This window comes from Microbacterium gorillae, assembly GCF_000826185.2.
Lineage (GTDB): Bacteria > Actinomycetota > Actinomycetes > Actinomycetales > Microbacteriaceae > Microbacterium > Microbacterium gorillae.
Map to the genome: position 1 here is coordinate 1 of NZ_LN648875.1, position 20,795 is coordinate 20,795.

20 protein-coding genes are annotated in these 20,795 nt (G+C 71.3%); 6 read left to right on the top strand and 14 right to left on the bottom strand.

The genetic code is table 11. The features are described 5' to 3' along the window. The 4 genes from BN1193_RS17900 to hemE form a co-directional block, all read right to left on the bottom strand. Positions 1 to 368 (bottom strand): uroporphyrinogen-III synthase (locus tag BN1193_RS17900; RefSeq protein ID WP_040166744.1); only part of this gene is annotated, 368 nt, incomplete at its 3' end. Next, a complete protein-coding gene (hemC, locus tag BN1193_RS09490; RefSeq protein ID WP_040165980.1) occupies positions 365 to 1,294 on the bottom strand; it encodes a hydroxymethylbilane synthase in 930 nt (309 codons plus the stop codon). The genes BN1193_RS17900 and hemC, both read right to left, overlap by 4 nt. Beyond that, a complete protein-coding gene (locus BN1193_RS09495) occupies positions 1,291 to 2,640 on the bottom strand; it encodes a protoporphyrinogen/coproporphyrinogen oxidase (protein ID WP_040165982.1) in 1,350 nt (449 codons plus the stop codon). The genes hemC and BN1193_RS09495 overlap by 4 nt, the downstream gene beginning before the upstream one ends. Then, positions 2,628 to 3,749 (bottom strand): uroporphyrinogen decarboxylase, encoded by a 1,122-nt coding sequence (gene hemE, locus BN1193_RS09500; RefSeq protein WP_094770412.1) that lies wholly within the window; start codon positions 3,747 to 3,749, stop codon positions 2,628 to 2,630. The genes BN1193_RS09495 and hemE overlap by 13 nt, the downstream gene beginning before the upstream one ends. A gap of 66 nt (positions 3,750 to 3,815) precedes the next feature. Here hemE and BN1193_RS09505 point away from each other — a divergent pair, with 66 nt between their 5' ends. Together BN1193_RS09505 and BN1193_RS09510 are read left to right on the top strand one after the other, a co-directional pair. Beyond that, entirely contained in the window at positions 3,816 to 5,039 is a 1,224-nt protein-coding gene (locus BN1193_RS09505) for a glutamyl-tRNA reductase (protein ID WP_040165985.1), read from the top strand. Further along, positions 5,036 to 6,019, top strand: a complete 984-nt coding sequence (locus BN1193_RS09510; RefSeq protein WP_040165987.1) for a LacI family DNA-binding transcriptional regulator — start codon at positions 5,036 to 5,038, stop codon at positions 6,017 to 6,019. Before BN1193_RS09505 ends, BN1193_RS09510 begins: the two co-directional genes overlap by 4 nt. A 76-nt stretch (positions 6,020 to 6,095) precedes the next feature. Here BN1193_RS09510 and BN1193_RS09515 read toward each other — a convergent pair whose 3' ends face one another. From BN1193_RS09515 to rsmI, 3 genes are read right to left on the bottom strand one after another with little or no spacing between them, the layout of a single operon-like run. Next, positions 6,096 to 7,004 (bottom strand): TatD family hydrolase, encoded by a 909-nt coding sequence (locus tag BN1193_RS09515; protein ID WP_407662105.1) that lies wholly within the window; start codon positions 7,002 to 7,004, stop codon positions 6,096 to 6,098. Next, entirely contained in the window at positions 7,001 to 8,575 is a 1,575-nt protein-coding gene (metG, locus tag BN1193_RS09520) for a methionine--tRNA ligase (protein ID WP_040165990.1), read from the bottom strand. Before metG ends, BN1193_RS09515 begins: the two co-directional genes overlap by 4 nt. A 58-nt stretch (positions 8,576 to 8,633) precedes the next feature. Next, positions 8,634 to 9,452, bottom strand: a complete 819-nt coding sequence (gene rsmI / locus BN1193_RS09525) for a 16S rRNA (cytidine(1402)-2'-O)-methyltransferase (RefSeq protein ID WP_040165993.1) — start codon at positions 9,450 to 9,452, stop codon at positions 8,634 to 8,636. 26 nt (positions 9,453 to 9,478) lie between these two features. On the opposite strand from rsmI, the gene BN1193_RS09530 reads away from it, so the two are divergent. Then, positions 9,479 to 11,305, top strand: a complete 1,827-nt coding sequence (locus tag BN1193_RS09530; RefSeq protein ID WP_052460621.1) for a dolichyl-phosphate-mannose--protein mannosyltransferase — start codon at positions 9,479 to 9,481, stop codon at positions 11,303 to 11,305. Positions 11,306 to 11,322: 17 nt separating this feature from the next. Here BN1193_RS09530 and BN1193_RS09535 read toward each other — a convergent pair whose 3' ends face one another. The 7 genes from BN1193_RS09535 to BN1193_RS09565 form a co-directional block, all read right to left on the bottom strand. After that, the gene (locus BN1193_RS09535) at positions 11,323 to 12,150 is read right to left on the bottom strand and encodes a cytochrome c oxidase assembly protein (RefSeq protein ID WP_230206475.1); all 828 of its coding nucleotides are present in this window, start codon (positions 12,148 to 12,150) and stop codon (positions 11,323 to 11,325) included. Positions 12,151 to 12,251: 101 nt separating this feature from the next. Next, positions 12,252 to 14,030 (bottom strand): thioredoxin domain-containing protein, encoded by a 1,779-nt coding sequence (locus tag BN1193_RS09540; RefSeq protein WP_040165996.1) that lies wholly within the window; start codon positions 14,028 to 14,030, stop codon positions 12,252 to 12,254. A 7-nt stretch (positions 14,031 to 14,037) separates the two neighbouring features. Next, positions 14,038 to 14,871, bottom strand: coding sequence for an aldo/keto reductase (locus tag BN1193_RS09545; protein ID WP_040165999.1), 834 nt, complete (start codon positions 14,869 to 14,871; stop codon positions 14,038 to 14,040). Between the two features lie 101 nt (positions 14,872 to 14,972). Then, a complete protein-coding gene (locus BN1193_RS09550) occupies positions 14,973 to 15,803 on the bottom strand; it encodes an ABC transporter permease (RefSeq protein WP_094770413.1) in 831 nt (276 codons plus the stop codon). Between the two features lie 15 nt (positions 15,804 to 15,818). Beyond that, entirely contained in the window at positions 15,819 to 16,709 is an 891-nt protein-coding gene (locus BN1193_RS09555; protein ID WP_040166000.1) for an ABC transporter ATP-binding protein, read from the bottom strand. Beyond that, on the bottom strand, positions 16,706 to 17,002 hold the full coding sequence (locus BN1193_RS09560; RefSeq protein WP_040166001.1) for a transcriptional regulator: 297 nt from the start codon (positions 17,000 to 17,002) through the stop codon (positions 16,706 to 16,708). The genes BN1193_RS09555 and BN1193_RS09560 overlap by 4 nt, the downstream gene beginning before the upstream one ends. Position 17,003: 1 nt before the next feature. Further along, positions 17,004 to 17,642 (bottom strand): hypothetical protein, encoded by a 639-nt coding sequence (locus BN1193_RS09565; RefSeq protein ID WP_040166003.1) that lies wholly within the window; start codon positions 17,640 to 17,642, stop codon positions 17,004 to 17,006. Between the two features lie 120 nt (positions 17,643 to 17,762). Here BN1193_RS09565 and BN1193_RS09570 point away from each other — a divergent pair, with 120 nt between their 5' ends. The 3 genes from BN1193_RS09570 to BN1193_RS09580 all read left to right on the top strand — a co-directional run bounded on the left by BN1193_RS09570 (position 17,763) and on the right by BN1193_RS09580 (position 20,413). Next, a complete protein-coding gene (locus BN1193_RS09570) occupies positions 17,763 to 18,131 on the top strand; it encodes a hypothetical protein (protein ID WP_141396669.1) in 369 nt (122 codons plus the stop codon). Beyond that, on the top strand, positions 18,131 to 18,643 hold the full coding sequence (locus BN1193_RS09575) for an RNA polymerase sigma factor (protein WP_040166007.1): 513 nt from the start codon (positions 18,131 to 18,133) through the stop codon (positions 18,641 to 18,643). Before BN1193_RS09570 ends, BN1193_RS09575 begins: the two co-directional genes overlap by 1 nt. Before the next feature lie 378 nt (positions 18,644 to 19,021). Further along, positions 19,022 to 20,413 (top strand): HNH endonuclease signature motif containing protein, encoded by a 1,392-nt coding sequence (locus tag BN1193_RS09580; RefSeq protein ID WP_040166009.1) that lies wholly within the window; start codon positions 19,022 to 19,024, stop codon positions 20,411 to 20,413. Positions 20,414 to 20,795 lie beyond the last annotated feature (382 nt).

The following is a 20,795-nucleotide window of genomic DNA, read 5'->3' on the forward strand; positions in this document are numbered from 1 at the left end:
GCCCACTGCTCGGCCAGAGCTGCCGCCGAGGACGGCCCGTCCGGCCGGAACGCCACGGAGCGGCCCTCGGCGGTGGCGGCGCGGGCGGTCTCGGGACCGACCACGGCCAGGCGGGGGCCGCCGGGGAGGGGCGTGGCCCCGACGGCCTCGACGCCCGCCGCACTCGTGATCAGCACCCAGTCGAACGCGCCGGCGGCGAGCGCGGCGAAGGCGTCATCGCGAGCGGCGGTGTCCACGGGGGCGGCGGTGGCGATCAGCGGAGCGATCACCGGGACCGCGCCGTGCGCGGTCAGCTGCGCGGCCACACGCTCGCCCCAGCGGCCACCACGCGGCACCAGCACGCGCCGGCCCTGCAGGGCGCCGCTCACCCGCGGGCCTGAGTCGGCATGAGCTCGTCGACACCCGCCGCCCGGAGCTCGGCGACCACGGCGGCGGCGAGGGCGTCCCGCGCGGCGTCGGAACGGACCTCCGCCGCGGGCAGTTCGGCGCGGACGGCACGGATCACCCGCGAGCCGTCCGGTGCATAGACCTCGACGGCGAGCTGGGCGGTGTCCGCCACAGCGGCGCGGATGGCGACCGGGGCCGCGCAACCGGCCTCGAGGTGGCGCAGAACGGCCCGCTCGGTGCGAGCGGCGGCGTCGGTGTCCGCATCGGAGACGGCCGCGACGGCGGCGGCCACCGCGGCGTCCGCGCTGCGCACCTCGATCGCGAGCGCGCCCTGCGCGGCCGACGTGGGCCAGTCCAGCACCTCGCCGATCCGGTCGTCGCGGCCGATCCGCCGCAGGCCCGCCTCCGCCAGCACGATCGCGTCGTACTGACCGTCGTCGAGCTTGCGCAGCCGGGTGTCCACGTTGCCGCGGATATCCAGCACGCGCAGGTCGGGTCGGCGGGAGAGGATCTGGGCGGCGCGACGCGGAGATCCGGTCCCGACGCGGGCGCCGGAGCGCAGCCCGGCGAGCGTGATCGGGGCTCCGTCCGGTCCGCACAGCGCGTCCGCGGCCGACGCGCGCACGGGCACGGCGGCGATCACGATGCCCGGCGGTTGGGCGGTCGGCAGGTCCTTCATCGAGTGCACGAGCAGATCGCACTCGCCGCCTAGCAGAGCCTCGCGCAGCGCGCTCGCGAACACGCCCGTGCCCCCGAGCTGAGCGAGGCTGCCGGTGAGGCGGTCGCCGTCGCTGGTGATCTGCACGAGCTCGACCTCCGCGCCGGATGCGGCGGTGATCGCGTCGGCGACGAGGCGCGACTGGGTGAGGGCGAGCAGACTCGCGCGAGTGCCGAGGCGCAGGGTCATGCGGACACCTCCAGGGTCGGGGCGGACAGGGGTTCCGCCGAGTGATCAAGCACCGCGCGTGCGGCGGCGCGAGCGTGCGGGATCACGGCGGCGAGGCCGGTGCCGGACGCCGCTGCACCGACCGCGACGATGCCGTGCTGTCGGCAGGCGGCGAGCACGTCGGCGTCCGGCCCGCCGAGCGCGTCCGGCCAGTGGGTCGACGTGAGCTCCCGGATCGCCGCGGATGCGACGGGGACGCCGGTCAGCGCGGCGATCTCCGCAGCGATCTGCGGTGCCCCCGTCGGTGGGTGGGCGGCGTCGCGCGCGGACAGTCGAACCAGGTGCTCGCCGGGGGTCAGGCGCTCCGCCGCCCACGCCCACTTCGCCGAGACATGGGTCAGCGCCTTGGCGCGGGTGGGGACGTCGGGCGCGACGATCACTCCGGTGCCGACCGGGTGCGTGTCCAACTCCGGGGCGCGCAGGCGCGCCGTGACGTTCTCCACGACCGCGATCGGCCGCGCGGGCGGCAACCCGAGCAGGGATCGCGCGGCCTCGGGCCCGGTGGCGAGCACGACGGTCTCGGCGGGCAGCGGGTCGGTGCCGAGCACGACACGATGCCCCTCGACGCGGTCGACGGCCGCTCCGGAGCGCAGGGTGACGCCGAGGTCGGCGAGCACGCGGCTCAGCTCGTTCGCGAGGCGCCAGACGCCGCCGACGATGCCGCGCACCGCCGCACCCGCCGTCGCATCCGGCGCGAGTGCGGCGACGGCTGCGGTCAGGGACCCGGAGCGGGTGAACGCCCGCCACAGGGCGGGGTGAACGGCGGACAGACGCACGTCGCGCGCGGAGCGGGAGTGCACGCTGAGGCAGAGCGGCTGGACGAGACGGTCGGCGACCGCGGCCCCGAAGCGCTGCGTCGCGAGCTCATAAAGGCTGGGTTCGGTCCCCGTGGGCGGCGCGGACGGCTCGAGAAGGGCACGAGCGACACCGTCCGCGCCGACGATCGCCGCGACGTCGAACGCGGCCGGATCGGCGGGAAGTCCGAGAATCGTCCGACGGGGCAGCGGGAGGCGACGGAGGGCTCCGGACGAATCGAGGTCCACCAGGTGCGCCGGAGCGGGTTCCGGCGCGACGACGGTGAGGTCCAGTCCGACGTCCGCGATGAGGTCCACGACTCCGGTGGTGCGCGTGGCGAAGGACTCCGCACCCCGGTCGAATCCGACCTCCCCGCCGGGACGGAGCTTGCCGCCGAGCACGGGCGCGGCCTCCAGCACGGTGACAGCGCGGCCGGCTCGGGCGAACTCCCACGCCGCGACCAGTCCCCCGATGCCGCCGCCGACGACGAGAACGTCGGTCACGGACGCCACGCGTGCACCGTTCGCACGACCGCGCCGAGCACGTCCGGGTCCGTCTGCATCGGCACGCCGTGACCGAGGTTGAACACGTGCGCCCGGGCCGCGAGCCCGGACCGCAGGGCCCGGTGGATCGCGGCGGTGCGCACCTCTTCCGGCGCGAACAGCATCGCCGGGTCGAGGTTGCCCTGCACCGTGACGTCCCGCCCGATGCGACGCAGCGCCTCATCCAGATCCACCCGGTGGTCCACGCCGATCGCGTCCGCGTCGACGTCCGCGAGGTCGGCCAGCAGCTCACCGGTGCCGACGCCGAAGTGGATCAGCGGCACCGTGCGCGCGGGATCGAGGGCGCGGACCGCGGACAGGGCCGCCCGCGAGTGCGGCAGCACGTGCGCGCGGTAGTCGCGTGGCGTGAGGCTGCCCGCCCACGAGTCGAAGAGCTGTCCGGCGCTCGCTCCGGCGGCCACCTGCAGAGCCAGGAAGTTCCCCGTCACGGCGGCGAGCCACTCCAGAAGTGCGGTCCAGGCCACCGGATCCGCGTGCATCAGCGACCGGGCGGCGAGGTGATCCTTGGACGGACCGCCCTCGATCAGGTACGCGGCGAGGGTGAACGGAGCGCCGGCGAACCCGATCAGCGGCAGCGGCTCACCCCGGTGCTCGGACTCCTCCGCGAGCAGCTCCACCGTGCGTGCCACACCGTCCGCGATCGCGCCGCCGGCGGAGAGCACGGTGTCCGGATCCGTCCGCGTCAACGCGGCGATGTCCGCTGAGGTGCGCGCCGGGTGCGCGAAGACCGGACCCCGGCCGGCGACGATGTCGACCTCCACCCCGATCAGCCGCAGCGGAATCACGATGTCGCTGAAGAACACCGCCGCGTCCACCCCGTGCCGGCGCACCGGCTGCATCGTGATCTCCGAGGCGAGAGCGGGGTCCCGGCACGTGTCGAGCATCGAGCCCCCACCGGCGGCGCGGAGCTCGCGGTACTCGGGCAACGAGCGGCCGGCCTGACGCATGAACCAGACCGGGGTGACCGCGGGACGATCCCCGCGCAGCGCCCGCACCAGGCGTGATTCGGCGGTGCGGTGGGCGATCAGCGGATGAGCGGACGTGAGGGTCGTCGGCACGTTTCTCCTCGAGGGCTGGAGTGGATTAATCGATATACTAACTCTCGTCCGGAAGGGATCTCACACGTGCTCGTCAGCCTCGGCGCCCACCAGCGCACCTCCTCCTTCGCCACCCTGGAGCGCCTCGCCGCACTCGGATCCGACATCGGTACGCGGATCGAAGGAGCCCATCCGGGCATCGCCGGCGTCGTGATCGTGAGCACCTGCAATCGGTTCGAGGCGCACCTGGACATCGCTGACGAGCATGCCGCCTCACCCGTACCGGCCGTCGACGCGGCCATCGAGACGATCGCGGCGGCGGCCGGGCTCCCGTTCCGCGAGGTCCGGGACGCCCTCCTCATCCGCTCCGGAAACCGCGGCGTGCACCATCTGTTCGCCACTGCTTCCGGACTCGATTCGGTCGCGCTCGGTGAGGATGAGATCGCCGGCCAGGTCGCCCGCGCGCTCAGCTCCGCCCGGGACGCCGGGGTCGCCTCAGCCCCGTTGGAGCGGTTGTTCCAACGTGCCGCGTCCGTCTCGCGAGTGGTCAAGAACGAGGTCGGACTGGCCGCGTCCGGCCGCTCTCTGGTCCGCGTCGCCGTTGCCCAGGCCGGAGCATCCGTCCGGTCCTGGCCGGACGCCACGGTGCTGCTGGTCGGCACCGGCCGGTACGCGGCCGTCAGCCTCGCCGCCCTGCGCGACGCGGGCGCGAGAAACATCGCCGTGCACTCCCCCTCCGGCCGCGCGGACTTCGCCGCGCGGCATGCACTGACCTCGATCGGCGCCGCCGACCTGACCACCGCGATCGCGCGGACCGACGTGGTGGTGTCGTGCACGAGCGCGACGGATGGCCCGGTCCTGACCGCGGACCTCTGGCCGTCCGCGCCTCACGACCAGGTGGTGCTCGATCTCGGCATGCCGCGCAACGTCGACGCCGAGGTGAGTCGGCGTCCGGGCGTCCGGCTGCTGGATCTGGACACCATCGCTTCGGCCGCCGCCGTCGACGAGCCGGCCCTGCTCGAGCGGGCGCAGCGACTGATCGCGGCCGCGGTGCGCGAGCACGCCGCGGCCGACCAGCTGCAGCGCGTGTCCGGCGCCGTGACGGACCTGCGATCCTATGTGAATGACGTTCTGGACCGTGAGCTCGCCCGCGTCGGCGGCGACCCGCGCACCGAGCCGGCACTGCGCCACTTCGCCGGTGTGCTGATGCACGGTCTCATCACCCAGGGCACGCGCGCCGCCGCACGCGGTGACGGTCCGTCCTGGCGCGCCGCGGTGGCGGCGGTCGTCCCCGGAGACCCGGCGCCGTGAGCGGCGGACCGGTCACCCTCAAGGACATCGCGACTCTGGCCGGCGTGTCCACGGCCGCCGTGAGTCAGGCGCTGAACGACACCGGAAAGCTCAGCGCCGAGACGCGCACGCGCATCCGCGCCGTCGCGGACAGTCTCGGCTACGTCCCCAATCGCGCCGCCGCGGCGCTGCGGACCGGACGCACCCGCACGATCGGGTTCGTCGTGGACGAGGACGATGAGGACGAGTTCGGCGAGCGCCGGGCCGTGCACCGCACGCGCCTTTTCAACGCGCTGCTGCGGGCGAGCGCCGCGGAGGACTACACCGTGACGGTGCTGCCGTCCTCCCGGCCGGACCTGCTGCGTGGGGCGGCCATGGACGCTCTGCTGCACACCGGGACCGACAGCCTGACGGAGATCATCGCGGAGGCGTCCCGGCTCGGCGTGCGGATGGCGGTCTGCGATGTGCACGTGGACGCACCGCGAGCGATCTCCCTGCGCACCGGCTATGACGCCGCCGTCCGCGCCGGGCTCGATCTGCTGGCCGCGGGCGGCGCCGAGCGAATCGGCTTCCTCGTCGACGCCGGCCCCGAGGCCCGGAACCGGATCGGCGAGAACGCTTACCGCTCCTGGTCGCTGGAACGCGGGCGGGACCGCCTCGTCGCCGAGGTGGATGTCCGGGGCCAGGCGCTGATCCGTCGCGTGCACGAGCTGCTGACCGCCGGCGTGGACGCACTGTTCGCGTTCAGCGAGGACGGGCCGGAGATCTACCTCCACCTGGAGGAGATCGGGCGCGTGGCGCCGCGTGACGTGCAGCTGTTCACGCTGTGCACGATCGACTGCGACCTGAACGCCCGCCTCGGCATCTCGCGAGCCTGTCTGCACCCGGACCGCGCGCCGCAGGCCCTGTTCACGGCGCTGCACGAGGACCATCCGCCGGCCCGCGAGAGCATCATCGACCTGCCCTGGGAGCTCCTGTCCGGCTCCACCACCCTCCGCTGATCCGCGAGACACCCAAGCACGTCCGAAACACCTCGCGGTGCGGGGTTTCTCCGCCACGCTTGGGTGTTTCGCGGGGTCAGTCGGTGAAGGAGCCGTAGACGGCGACGGTGTTCGCGGCGAGTCGGGCGGACAGCGCGTCGACGTCCATCGACAGCTCGGCGGCCATGAAGCGCAGCGTCACCGGAATGAGATAGCTGGCGTTGGGGCGGCCGCGGTACGGCGTCGGCGTGAGGAACGGGGCGTCGGTCTCGATCAGGATGCGATCGAGCGGCGTGACGTGCAGCGAGTCGCGCAGGTTCTGCGCGTTCTTGAACGTGATGTTCCCGGCGAAGGACAGGTAGTAGCCGGCGTCCGCGCACTCGCGTGCCATCGCGTCGTCCCCGGAGTAGCAGTGGAACACGGTCCGCTCGGGAGCTCCGACGCGGCTGAGCGTGTCCAGGACATCGCGGTGCGCGTCACGATCGTGGATCTGCATCGCGAGGTCATGCTTCTTCGCCAGCGCGATGTGCGCCTCGAAGGAGCGGAACTGGGCGGGCTTGCCCGCGTCGTCCGTGCGGAAGAAGTCCAGTCCGGTCTCGCCGATGGCGCGCACGCGCGGCTGCGCGGCGAGCTCATCGATGACCGCGATGGCCTCGTCCAGCTTGCCCGCTTCCTCGTACAGCGGCGCGTCGTTCGGGTGGATCGCCACCGCCGCGAGCACCCGCGGATGCGCGGCCGCCGCCTCCGCGCACCAGCGCGAGGACTCGATGTCGCCCCCGGCGTTGATGACACCGGCGACGCCGACGGCCGCCGCGCGGTCCAACTGCTCGTCGAGGCTCAGCGGCTCCTCGCCGTCGAGGATCTCCATGTGCGCGTGATTGTCGTAGACGGGCACGCGCAGCGGCTCGGGTGCCTCCGGATAGCGGAGGTCCCGGCCGTCGGAGCGACGCTGGGTGACATAGCTGCTGATGCCGTCCCCGGTGCCGCCGTTCCCGCGTTCGGTCACGCGGTCTCCACGCGCGGGAACAGGGGAGCGAGACCGTTCACCGAGGTGCCCGGACGAAGCTGACCCCACTCGCCGGCGGAGCGCAGCGGCTGCGCGTCCAGCGCGCCGAGCGAGTCGAACACGCCGAGCGCGGTCCACAGCTTCGCGGTGGCGACCGGCATCACCGGGCTGAGCAGGACGTCCAGGGCCCGCAGACCCTCGGCCGCCGTGTACAGCACGGTGCCGAGACGGCCGCGCTGGGCCTCGTCCTTGGCCAGGGCCCACGGCTCGTTGTCGGTGATGTAGCCGTTCAGCTCCTCCACGATGGTCCAGATCGCGGCGATGGCCTCGTCGATGCGGAACCGCTCGATCGCGGCATCCGCGTCGCGCGCGGCGTCCGCGACGACCTGCTGCACGTGCCGGTCCGCCTCGGTGCACTCCCCCGCGGGCGGGACGATGCCCTCGAAGTAGCGCTCGATCATCGCGACGGTGCGCGAGGCGAGGTTGCCGAAGCCGTTGGCGAGTTCGGCCTGGTAGCGGGCCGCGAGGTCCTCCCAGCTGAACGAGCCGTCCTGTCCGAACGCGATCGCGGAGAGGAAGTAGAAGCGGTACGCGTCCGACCCGAACACGTCGGTGATCTCGGTCGGGGCGATACCCGTGAGCTTCGACTTGGACATCTTCTCGCCGCCGACGAGCAACCAGCCGTGCGCGAAGACGCCCTTGGGCACCTCGAGGCCGGCCGCCATCAGCATGGCCGGCCAGATGACCGCGTGGAAGCGCAGGATGTCCTTGCCGACCACGTGGTACGCCGGCCACCGACGCTCGAACTCGCCGTCGTCGTCACCGAAGCCGACCGCGGTGGCGTAGTTCAGCAGCGCGTCGACCCAGACGTAGATGACGTGCGACTCGTCCCACGGCAACGGGATGCCCCAGTCGAAGGCCGACCGCGAGATCGAGAGGTCCTTCAGCCCGGATCGCACGAACGAGATGACCTCGTTGCGGGCGGACTCCGGACGGATGAAGTCGGGGCGCTCCTTGTAGAGCTCCAGGAGCTTGTCCTGGAACTCGCTGAGCTTGAAGAAGTAGTTCTTCTCCTGCAGCAGCTCGAGGGGCTTGGAGTGGATCGCGCAGACCTTCAGTCCCTCGAAGGGGCCCGTGCCGTCGACGATCTCCGACTCCGGCTTGAACTCCTCGCAGCCCACGCAGTACAGCGCCTCGTACTCCCCGGCGTAGATGTAGCCGCGGTCGTAGATGGCCTGCACGAACTTCTTGACGCGCTCCTCGTGGCGGGGCTGCGTGGTGCGGATGAAGTCGTCGTTGGCGACATCGAGCGTTTCCAGCAGCGGGAACCAGGCCTCGCTGACGAGCTTGTCGACCCACTCCTGCGGCGTGACGTTGTTGGCGGCGGCGGCGCGCAGCATCTTCTGCCCGTGCTCGTCCGTTCCGGTGAGCATCCAGGTGTCGTCCCCGGCCTGCCGGTGCCAGCGCGCGAGGGTGTCCACCGCGACCGTCGTGTACCCGTGACCGATGTGCGGCAGGTCACTCGGGTAGTAGATCGGCGTGGTGATGTAGAAGGAATCGCCAGTGCTCACCCAACGATTCTAGGCGAGACCCTCCCGCGCGTCGGACGTGTGACGGCGGCGACGGGCGTCAGTTCTTCACGGCGAGGGCGGCCTGGTAGAGCTCGCGGGCGGAGTGGCCGGTGAGGGCGGAGACCTCGGCGGTGGCATCCTTCAGCCGCGTGCCCGAGCGCGTCAGCTCCAGGACCTGGCCCACGGCGTCCGGGAAGGCCACATCGGCCGCGGCCGCACCCTCGATGACGACGGCGATCTCCCCGCGCACGCCCTCGGCCGCCCACGCTGCCAGCTCGCTCGCGGTGCCGCGGCGGACCTCCTCATGCAGCTTCGTGAGTTCGCGCGCCACCGCCACGCGCCGGCCGGCGCCGAATTCGGCGGCGACGTCCGACAGGCTCGCGGCCAGTCGCTGCGGCGACTCGAAGAAGACCATCGTCCGTCGCTCGTGCGCCAGAGCCCGCAGGACGGACCGGCGTTCGCCGCCCTTGCGCGGCAGGAACCCCTCGAAGCTGAACCGGTCCGTCGGCAACCCGGACACCGCGAGCGCGGTGATGACGGCGCTCGGACCCGGGATGGCGGTGACGGTGACACCGGCTTCGACGGCTGCGGCGACCAGCCCGTAGCCCGGGTCGCTGACGGTCGGCATCCCGGCGTCGGAGAGGACGAGCAGATCGTGATCGCGGGCGAACTCCACCAGTTCACCGGCCTTCGCCTTCTCGTTGTGATCGTGCAGCGCCACGAGTTTCGGGCGATTCGCGATCCCGAGCACGGCCAACAGCTTCTGCGTGGTGCGCGTGTCCTCGGCGGCGATCGTCTCCGCGTTCGTCAGCGCCTGCACCAGCCGGGACGACGCATCCGAGAGGTTTCCGATGGGCGTGCCCGCGAGGATGATCACCGACCCAGCATAGGCTGGGTGCCGTGATGAGCACGCCGACCGACCCCCGGGACGATCCGAACCCCGGCGCCGAGGTCTCTGGCGCCGACCAGGGATTCTCCGCCGACCTGCCGACGAGCGGCGAGCCGTCCGGTCCCGCCGCACCGGCGGAGGCCACCGCCGACGTCTCGGCACCGGTCCCGGACACCGGTGCCGCGCTTGCGGTCACGGCCCCGACCGATCGTCCCGCGATCTTCCGCGCTCCCCCGGCGCCGGTAGCCACCGCTCCCGGGCCGGACACGGCCCCGGTCGGCGTCGTCGGCGACCTTCCCGGTTACGCCCAGCACACGCCGTTCGGCGACCGCGTGCGCGCGTGGATGGACCAGCGGCGCGCCACGAGCGTGCGTCGCGACCTGCCCTCGCGCTGGTTCGGACGCCGCGAGTGGATCGTCCCGCTCATCGTCGTCATCGTCGCGGCCCTGGTGCGCTTCATCGGCCTCGGCCACCCGGCCACCCTCATCTTCGACGAGACGTACTACGTCAAGGACGCCTGGTCGCTCTGGCATCTCGGCTATGAGGGCTCCTGGCCGGATGGTGCGGATGCCAAATTCGCCGCCGGCGACACCATGATCTTCACCGACGTCGGGTCCCGCGTCGTCCACCCGCCCCTCGGCAAATGGCTGATCGCCCTGGGCATGGTCATCTTCGGCAACGGGGCCGATCCGTTCGGCTGGCGCTTCATGACCGCGCTGCTCGGTGTCGGCACCGTTCTCGTGACGTACCTCATCGCCCGTCGCCTCACCGGCTCGGTCGTGTGGGCGGGGCTGGCCGGCGGGTTCCTCGCGATCGACGGCCTGTCCATCGTGCTCAGCCGCGTCTCGTTGCTGGACGGGATCCTCACGTTCTTCGTGATGCTCGGCGTGCTGTTCATCATCTACGACCATCGGGGCGCCATGTCCCGGATCGCCAACTCGACGGACCTGTTCACCGGACCGACGATGTGGGCGCGACCCTGGCTCATCGCCGCCGGCGCGGCGTTCGGTGCCGCCGCGGCGGTGAAGTGGTCCGGCTTCTACATGCTCGCGGCGTTCGGGGTCTACCTCGTCGTGGCGGACGCGCTCGCGCGTCGTCGCGCGGGAATCCAGATGTGGGGTTCGACCGCCATCGGCCGTCAGGCTCCGGCGACCTTCGTCCTGTTCGTGCCGATCGCCGTGGTCGTGTACATGCTGTCCTGGCTCGGCTGGCTGACCACCTCGGGCGGGTACTTCCGAGACACCAGCCCCAACCCGCTCATCGCGTTCTGGAACTACCAGCTGGACACGATGAGCTTCCACGTCGGCCTGTCCACGCCGCACACCTACATGAGCCCCGCGTGGCAGTGGCCGTTCCTCATCCGCCCCACCTCGATGTACTGGAACAGTGCCGACTGCACGGATGCCGCCGGCGGCACGTACAACTGCGTGCAGGCGATCACGCCGATCCCGAACCCGCTGCTGTGGTGGGTCGGCGTCATCGCGGCGCTCGTCATCCTCTACGGCGTCGTCCGCTATCGGGACTGGCGCTACGCGATCGTCCTGGTCGGACTCGGTGCGGCCTACCTGCCGTGGCTGGCCGTCCCGGACCGCACGATCTTCCAGTTCTACACGGTCCTGATGATGCCGTTCATGATGATCGCGCTGGTGCTGGCGCTGCAGCGGGTGTGCGGTCCGGGACCACGCCCGCGCCGCTTGGATCATCGCGCCTGGCGGTCCACGACGTGGGTCCTCGCGATCGTCGCCGTGCTGATCTCGGCGTTCTTCCTGCCGCTGTGGACCGGGATGGAGATCCCGTACCAGTTCTGGCTGGTCCACATGTGGTTCCCGAGCTGGGTCTGATCCGGACCGGACCGGAGTCAGCTCCGCTCGCCGCGGAGGTGCTCCTGCACGAGGCGCTCATGCTCGTCGTCGCTGAGGTCGTCGTACCGGGCGGCCTCTGACCGGTCGGTGCGCATCCACCGGATCAGGAGGATGACGAGCACCGGGACGTCGACGACCTCAGCGATGAACCACAGCAGGTCGCCGGCGAGGTGCTGGTCGTGCAGGGGCGACGGCCACCAGGACGCCGAGCTGCTGACGGCGGGGGCGCCGTCCAGGATCGATTCGCTGAGACGCATCAGCAGACCCGGAATCGAATCGATCACGAGTTCCACGAACGCGAGCAGGAACTCGACCGTGAGGAACAGCGCGCTGTGCGCCCCGGCCAGCGCCGTCAACGGCACGACCATCACGAGCCCGAGCAGCGGCACCACGATGCCGAGCGTCGCCCCGATCCACGGGGTGTCCCGCAGCAGCCCGGCGATCGGGGTGAGGAACAGCAGGAAGACGCTCGCCATGAACAGCGTCGCGAACATCGCGTTGCCGAACAACCGGATGATCCGCCAGCGCAGCACCCGCGCGATGCGTCCCGTGGTCCGCTCGCCGCCGGCCGCGAGGGCCAGCTCCAGCGGGCGGCCGAGTGCGATGAGCCCCGGGACGACGAAGATCAGCAGCGCGATCCGTGTCGTGAACGCGTAGCGCAGCTCGACGGAGTAGACGGAGAGGAAACCGCACTCCACCACGAGGTAGGAGCCCAGACCGAGCGCGAAGAACGCGAGGGTCCGCAGCCACGGCCACTGTCCGCCGCGGCGGCGCACGGCGCGCACACCCCACAGGTACCACGCGCCCGCGACGAAAGCCGCCACGACCGCGATCGGGTCGAGGCGCCAGGACAGGAGGGCGATGCTGATCGGAGGCGTGGTGCGACGCTACGCCGTCTCGCTGTGATCCCGCCGCGGGCTCCGTCTCAGACGAGGTCGGCCGGGTCCGTGACCGGAAGCCGGCAGACGAACCCCGCGCACACGAACGCCGTGGTCTGACGGACCTCGGCGCGATCCGCGAACAGATCGAACCCGGCATCGGCGAACGCGCGCGCCTGGGCCGGCGTCACCACGGCGAGCACGTCGGCGGGCAGCGTGCGCGCGGCGTCGGCGAGCGGCCCGGGATCGCCCACCACGATGATCTGCCGCGGTGGGCGACGCAGTCCTGCCGCGACCCGCAGCAGCGTGCCATACGCTCGCGGCCCCGCCAGTGCCGCGCCGACACGGCGCCGGACCAGACCGGCGGCCCGCTCGCGATGGTCGTCCCCGGCGCCGAGCCACCACGCGAGCAGTTCCGCCTCGGCGCGAGCGGCATCGCCGGAGGGTTCGTCGCCGTCGGTCGCCCCGACGTCGGCGGGCAGCCCGATGGCGGCGAGGACGCCGTCCGGTTCCAGGCGAGCCGCCGATTCCAGCAGCTCCAGCGCCAGCGTCGCGTAGCGCACCTCGCCGGTGGCGAGGGCGAGCCGCAGCAGTCCGGTGGCGAGCTGGCCGAGGTCGGCCGGTGTCGCGCCGGCGCGGCTCGGCACGCCGTCGCGGGAGGCGCGACGCCAATGCGCGTCCGGCAGGTTGTCCTCGATGACGGCCAGTGCCGCCTCCACGGCGAGCGCGGTCAGCTCCGGACGGTTCAGCTGCACACCGGCGCGGGAGAGCGCGGCGATCGCGAGCCCGTTCCAGCCGGTCACGATCTTGTCATCGACCGCCGGCGGCGTGAGCTCGCGTCGGCGCTCCGGGTCGACCCGGTAGTACGCCCCGGCGTCGGACCGGCCGTCCACCACCGATTCGGCGTCCTGCGAGGCGCCGAACCCGCCGGAGGGCTGCTGCAGCACGTCGCGCAGGAAGCCCGCGACCCGCTGCGCGGTGTCCGCGTCCCCGGCGTCCAGCGCGACATCGATGAGCTGGGCGTTGTCGGTCAGCATGCGTTCGTAATGCGGCTCGGACCAGTCTCGGCGCGTGGCGTAGCGGAACAGGCCGCCGTCGACGCGGTCGAACAGGTCGCCGGTGCGCATCGCGGACAGCGCGCGGCGGGCCGCGGCGTGGGCCGCGTCCGGGGCATCCCGATCCAGGAGGAAGCGCAGCAGCGGGAGGACCGGGAACTGCGCCGGTCCGGAGGGGAAGCCGCCGTGGGCCGGGTCCTCCCCGGCCAGAATCCGCTCGACCACCCCGGCGAGCGCCGTCGCGTCCGGCAGGTCGCCGCCCTCCGTCGCGGCGGCATCGGTCAGCGCCGAGCGCACACCGTCCCCGATGCGTTCCGCCTCACCCCGACGGTCTCGCCACGCGACCGACGCGGCGGTGAGCACGGTGCGGAAGGCGGGCAGGCCGCCCCGATCCTCATCCGGCCAGTACGTGCCGGCGTAGAACGGCAGGCCCTCCGGCGTCGTGAACACCGTCAACGGCCAGCCCAGGTCCCGCGTGAAGGCGGCGGCCGCGGCGAGGAACGCCCGGTCGACCTCCGGGTGCTCCTCCCGGTCCACCTTGATCGCGACGAAGTCGGCGTTGATGAGCGCGGCGGTGTCCGGATCGGCGAATGATTCCCGCGCCATGACATGGCACCAGTGGCAGGACGAGTATCCGATCGACACCAGCACCGGGACGTCCCGCTCGCGGGCCGCGGCGAAGGCCTCCTCCCCCCACGGGTACCAGGAGACCGGGTTGGTCGCGTGGGCGCGCAGGTAGGGGCTCACCGCGTCCGCGAGCCGGGACGTCATGAGCGGATCAGTTCAGGTCGTTCGGGTGCGTCGCGACCCGACCGGCGTCGCCCTCGTCCAGGGCGTCGATCGCGGCCATCTCGGCATCGGTCAGCGAGAAATCGAAGATGTCGAAATTCTCCTGCAGCCGCTGCCGGTGCACGGACTTCGGGAACACGATGCGCCCCCGCTGGATGTGCCAGCGCAGCGTGACCTGCTGCACGGAGCGGTCGTGCGCGGCTGCGGCGTCCGCGATCGGGGCGAGCGAGGCGAGGTCGTACTTTCCCTGACCGAGCGGACCCCAGGCCTCGATGAGGACGCCGCGCCGTGCCGCCACGGCGGTCGTCTCGGCCTGGTGATAACGAGGGTGCAGCTCGATCTGGTCCACGGCCGGCGCCTGTCCCGTCTCCGCGATGATGCGCTCGAGGTGCGGGGCGAGGAAGTTGGACACACCCGCCGAGCGGGAGAGCCCGCGCTCGCGGATGCCGACGAGCTTCTCCCAGGCGTGGACGTAGTTGTCCTTGGCCGGAGTGGGCCAGTGCACGAGGTACAGGTCGACGTGGTCGAGACCGAGCTTGGTCAGGCTCTCCTCGATCGCCCGGTCCGGCTCGTCGCCGTCGTGGCGGTCGTTCCACAGTTTGGTGGTGACGTAGAGCTCATCGCGCGGGATACCGGAGGCGGCGATGGCGGCGCCCACGCCTCCCTCGTTGCCGTAGATCGCGGCCGTGTCGATGTGGCGATAGCCGATCTCCAGGGCCTCGCTCACGGCCCTCTCCGTCTCCTCCGCGGGCACCTTGAACGTGCCGTAACCGAGCTGGGGAATGGAGTGGCCGTCGTTGAGCTGCAGGGTGGGAACCGTCATGGCTCAACTCTCCCACTTCCGGTGGGGTGCGGCGCGCGAGCGTCGCCGGATGACACACCGGACCCCCGCATCGCCGGGCTGCGGGGGTCCGGTGCCGCGGCTCAGCGGAAGCGGCGTCCCTCATCGCGGCGGAACAGCAGCACGGCCGCGACGAAGGTGACGACGATCCAGCCGGCGAGCCCCACCCAGCTCCACCACGGCAGCGTCCCGCCCTGCACCGCCCAGATCACGAACTCACGAGCCTCGCGGGACGGGACGTAGCGCGAGGCGACCTCGAGCCAGTCCGGGAACATCTGCGGCGGCAGGAAGAGTCCACCGAGGAACGCGAAGCCGAACATCACGATCTGCACCACCGCGATCGCGGCCTTCATCGGCAGCAGGTGGCCGAGAGCCGTGCCGAGGAACATGAACGGCAGCGCGCCGACGGCCACCGCCAGCACGCCGACGATGACGCGCCAGAACGGGGCTTCCGCGGCGGTGAACAGCGCGCCGATGAGGATCACCGGCAGCAGTGACGCGATGCTCAGCAGGCCCGTGGAGAACACGTGCGCGAGCACACGGGCGGCACCGGGCGCCGGGAGCGTCCGCAGGTACGGGTCCCACGGCTTCTCCCGGTTCTCCGCGACCGTCAGGGCGAAGCTGAACAGGCATCCGCTCATGATCGCGAACACCGCCATCGAGATGACCGCCTGAGTGGCGTACTCCCGGTTGCCGCCGACCGCCGTGTTCGGTACCACGAAGAACAGCAGAGCGAGCGCGGGGAAGACCATCGTCCCGATCAGCGCCATGGGAGTGCGAGCGATCTCGATCAGGGCGTACTTCGCGTGCAGGAGCGTGGTCCCGATGAGGCCGGCCGGGCGCGCGGCCGGGGCCGTCGCGGCCACTCGTCCGGGCGCGGTGGAGCGGCTGTGCAGGGGTGCGGTGATGGACATGATCGTTTCCTCTCGTCAGCGCGTGAGCGCCGGTGCTTCGGTGAGCGCGAGGAACGCCTCTTCGAGAGTCGCGCCGCGCACGGTGAGGTCTTTGAACGTGATCCCGGACGTGACCAGCTCCGGGATCAGGGCGTCGGAGTCGGTCGTGGAGATGACGGTGATGCCACCGTCCTCCTGATCGACGCGGGTGACGCCGGGCAGCGCGAGCAACCGGTCCGTGTCGGGTGTGCGGAGCCGGATCTGGTGCGTGCTGGCGAGGGAGACCACCCGAGCCAGGCTGTCGTCGGCGACGACGCGTCCGGACCCGATCACCACGACGCGCTCGGCCAGCGCCTCGATCTCCTCGAGGTAGTGGCTGGTGACGACGATCGTGGCGCCCGCAGCGTGCCGGTCTCGCAGCGCCTGCCAGAGCGTGTGGCGGCCGTCGACGTCCAGGCCCGTGGTGGGCTCGTCCAGCAGCACGAGGTCCGGGCGTCCGGCGAAGGCCAGGGCGACCGCGAGCCGCCGCTTCTGGCCTCCGGAGAGGGAGCCGCACTGGCGCTTGAGCAGGTCCGTGAGGCCGAACATGTCGGCGAGTTCGGCACCGGGCACGCGCTCCGGGAAGTGGCGGCCGACGAAGTCGATGACCTCGCGGACCTTCAGCGGCTCGGGCAGCGCGGTCTCCTGCGGCGTGGAGCCGAGGCGGGTGCGGTTGCCCGGGTCGCGGGGGTCGCCGCCGAACAGGCGGACCATCCCGGTCGTCGGTGCGCGGAGCCCCATCAGGAGCGACAGCAGGGTGGACTTGCCTGCACCGTTCGGGCCGAGGAGCCCGAGGATCTGGCCGGGCGGAACCTCGAGGGTCACGTCATCCAGGGCCGTGAGGTCGCCGAAGCGACGGGTCACGTGATCGAGCGTTGCGAGTGTCATGATGTCCCTCCCAGGAGCTGGCGGAGTGTGTCGGTGTAGTCCTCGAACGCGGTGCGTCCGCGACGGGTGAGGCTGAGGTAGGTGACCGGCGAGCGGCCCTCGATGGTCTTCTCGACGGCGACGTAGTCAGCGTCCTCGAGCTTGCGGAGGTGGGTGGAGAGGTTTCCGGCGGTCATGTCCAGGGCCTTCTGCAGCTTCGGGAACGTCAGGGCTGCGCCGGGCTTGAGGGTGGCGAGGGCGGAGACGATCCGGAGGCGGGCCGGAGCGTGGATGACGGGGTCGAGATCCTTCATGTCACTTCGCCCGCTTCCACGACCAGGCCGCGAAGATGATTCCGGCGACGAGGAACGCTCCCCCGCCGGCGATGGAGAACACGAGGTAGTGCAGCGGGAAGGGCACGAACGGGGCGACGAGGCTGACCACGATGAGCCACCCACCGACATACGCGGGGTAGGGCGTGCGCCAGGTGGCTCCACCGAACAGGTACGTCACCCCGATGATCAACCCGTACATCGACGGGTAGTAGAGCGCGCCGACTTCAAAGGACATCCCGGCCTTGGCCAGGGCGTACCCGAGGACGCCGACGCTGATGAACCCCGCCATGCAGGCGAGGCCGAACAGCAACCCGGCCATGTTCTCCGCCTTGGTGTCGCGCGTGCCGCGTGTCGCGCGGGTGCCGAGAATCGCGGAGGCGACGACACCGAGGATCATGAGCACGGCGAACACGACCCACGCGACGGTCTCGCCGATGACACCCGGGCCGTACGCCAGCCAGAGCAGGCCGAACCCGATGAGCCAGGCCACGCCCCACGTGATCAGGATCCACGGGATCAGGGTCGCCGCGCGTCGAGCGGTGTCGAGCTGCGACCGCTTCACCAGCGCGAGCATCTCTGCCGGGTCCAGGGGCGTCTCGTCGTCCAGGTTCTCGTTCATACCTAGTTTGTACTGCAAACCTCTTTGTGGAGTCAAGAGGTTTGTTGAACTCACATGATCACTCGGGGTCGGGCCGGACAGGTACGAAGTGAACGCCCCTCCGGCACGATGGGAGACACCATGGACCCGCTCGAACGACTCGATGACCTGCTCGACCGCAGTTCCCCGGCTGTCGCCGGGCGCAGCGACGGACTGACGTCGGAGCTCAACAGCCTCGCCTCGTCCACGCGTCCGGCGCGACGCCGGCGCCTGGTTCCGCGCGTGGCGCTGGGGCTCGGGATCGCGAGCGTCCTCGTCGGCGGCGCGGCCGCGGCCGCCGCGTCCACGACCGGCCCGTCACGAGCCGTCGAAGGCCCCTGCACAATCACCGTGGCGGCCGTCGCGGACGATTCCGCCTCGGTCGACGCGGCGGCCGCGGGCGATGACGTGGTTGTGCTCCAGGTCACGGGTGACGAATCAGGCACCGCGACGTGCGGGAGCGGCGACTGATGCCGAAGGCGGGGGCCGACCACCTCACCGGCGTACTGCGAGCGAACGCACTCGATGTGCTGCGCTACCTCCAGCGCCGCGTGGGCCTGGACGACGCGGCCGATCTGCTCAGCGAGACCATGATGATCGCGTGGCGCCGTGTCACGGATCTTCCCGGCGAGGACGTGGCCGCCCGAATGTGGATGTTCGGCATCGCCCGCGGCACGCTGCTGAACCACGCACGCGGCGAACGGCGCCGGGTCGCCCTGGCCGACCGTGTCCGACACGAGGCCCGTGCCGCGACGGCCCCTCCCTCCGATACCGGGACTGAGGTGCGTGACGCCATCGCGCGCCTGGATCCGGACCTCGCGGAGCTCGTCCGCCTCGTCCATTGGGACGGGTTCTCTGTGGCGCAGGCGGCCGAGCTGTTGGGAATTCCAGCACCCACCGCCCGGGGGAGGTACGCCCGGGCGAAGGAGCAGTTGCGCGCTGCGCTCACGGAGACGGTGCCGGGAGGCGCGTCACGGGGGTGAGGTGGCTGGGTTTCCTGCGGCTTAAGACGACACGGGTTGTGTGGGTGGTTCCGTTGTCGGCTCGGCGCACGGTCTTCGGGATGGTCAGGGCGGGTGCGCTCCTGGGTGCGCGGCGGGTTCCGGCTGCGCTTCGGGGTGTCGAGGGGGCTGGGTTTTCGGCTTAAGACTGCCCGATGGGTGGTCGCGTCTCAGACGTCGGCTCACGTTCCGCCTGCGGGCCGCCTTCTCCGGTCGTTCAGCGAGCGCCAGCGAGGTGAAACGGCGCGAGGTGCTCGGCGGGATCGGGGTGAGAGAAACCTCATCTCCACAGGCTGAAATCCATCCACAGCCTGGGATATTCAACGTCCAATGTCGGTGCCCCGGCGTAAAATATGGGTTATGAACAACACGATGGAACGGACTCGGGAGACGATGGCTCACGCCGTCGCCGACCTCCGCTCCATCCTGGTTTCCGGCACCCTCGACACCGCCGACAGGGACGATGTTCTCGGGTTCCTGGTCGAGGTCGGAGACCTGTATCGGCAGGTCGAAGCCACCCTCGTGATCGGCACCGGCGTCATCGAGAAGCGCTCCGCATCTGCAGAGCGCTTCGACGTTTCCAGCGACTGCCGCAACCCGAACGAAGTGATGCAACGCACCACCGGTGCCGCACCCACCACCGTCAAGCGATGGAGCCGGCTCGCGGCCGTCGTGAAGCCGAAGCGCACGCTCGCGTCGGGTGAGGTTCGGCCGGCAGAGTTCCCGGCCCTGCGCGAAGCACTCACGACCGGGGCCATCGGCGCCGACGGGCTCGAAGCCGCGACCCGGCCCTTGCGGGAGATCAAGAACCACGTCAAGCCAGCGGACCTCGCAGAGGTCGACCAGGTTCTCGCCGCCATGACCACCACCACCGGTGCACCGGTGATGTGCGACACCCTCCGGGACCTCTCCCTCCGGCTCGCCGCAGACCTCGACATCACCGGCGCCGAGATGGAAGAGGAGAAGGCCTTCCGAGGGCGGGCCCTGAGGCTCGGGATCAAGCGGAACGGGCTCGTGCCGATCACCGGTCAACTCGTACCGGATGTCGCGGGTGCACTGTCGGTGTTGCTGGATTCGATCAACAACCCGCACGGCCAGCCCGCGGGCGTGAAGTTCCGACCCACCGACGAGTCCGACGAGGAAACGGATGTGCGGAGCATGGCGCAACGCAACCACGACGCCCTCGGCACCATCCTCGCCGCCGTCCCGAACGCCCCCGACATGCCGCTCAACGGCGGCGGGGCACCGGTGCTGGTGATCCACTCCACCGAAGACACCGCCCACGCGGGCGAGGGGTGGGCGTCGATCCCCGGCGCCGACGGCACCGGCACGGATGTTCCCGTCCCGTTCGCCGCCGCGAAGCACGTCGGATGCTGTGGCACCATCCAGCACCTCACCACCTCCGCCACCGGCCGGATCGTGAAGCTCACGATCGACAAGCGCTTCTTCTCCCCCGACCAGCGCCGAGCGATCATCGCCCGCGACCGGTCCTGCGTCATCCCCGGATGCCACACCCCCGCGAGATGGTGCGAAATCCACCACGTCACCGAATGGTCCAAAGGCGGACAGACCACCACCGACAACGGGATCCTGATCTGCTGGCACCATCACCGCTTCATCGACCGCATGAACTGGGACATCCGGATGGACAACGGCGTCCCCGAAGTCCGGCCACCGGGATGGGTGGACCCCACCCAGGCGTGGCATCCCACCGGACCACGCATCGCGGCGACCCCGAAACGGCACGCCTGATGTCCGGGGAGAGCTCCGCCCGCGGCGCGTCCACCACGCCCGTCACGACGTTCCGGCCCGCTGACGCCCGCGCAATGACCGGGAGCGGGAAGGGCGCAACCTCACGAACGCGACCCGGCGACGCGAGCCGAGCCGGGCCGGACGGTCTTAAGCCGAAAACGCGACCCCGCCGGAACCCACAGCGCCGAAGCGGCGCAACCCCGCTGGGCCCGAGCGCACCGGACGAAACCACGCCAGGATCCGTGCGCCGACGGATGAACGGGACCATCTGCAAAACCCGTGTCGTCTTAAGCGAAGAGAACGCAATCACGCTGGAACGAGAGGCGACCGAGCACCCGAGCACGCTGAAGCGCAACGGGCGCGGGGCGATCGCGGCACGGAA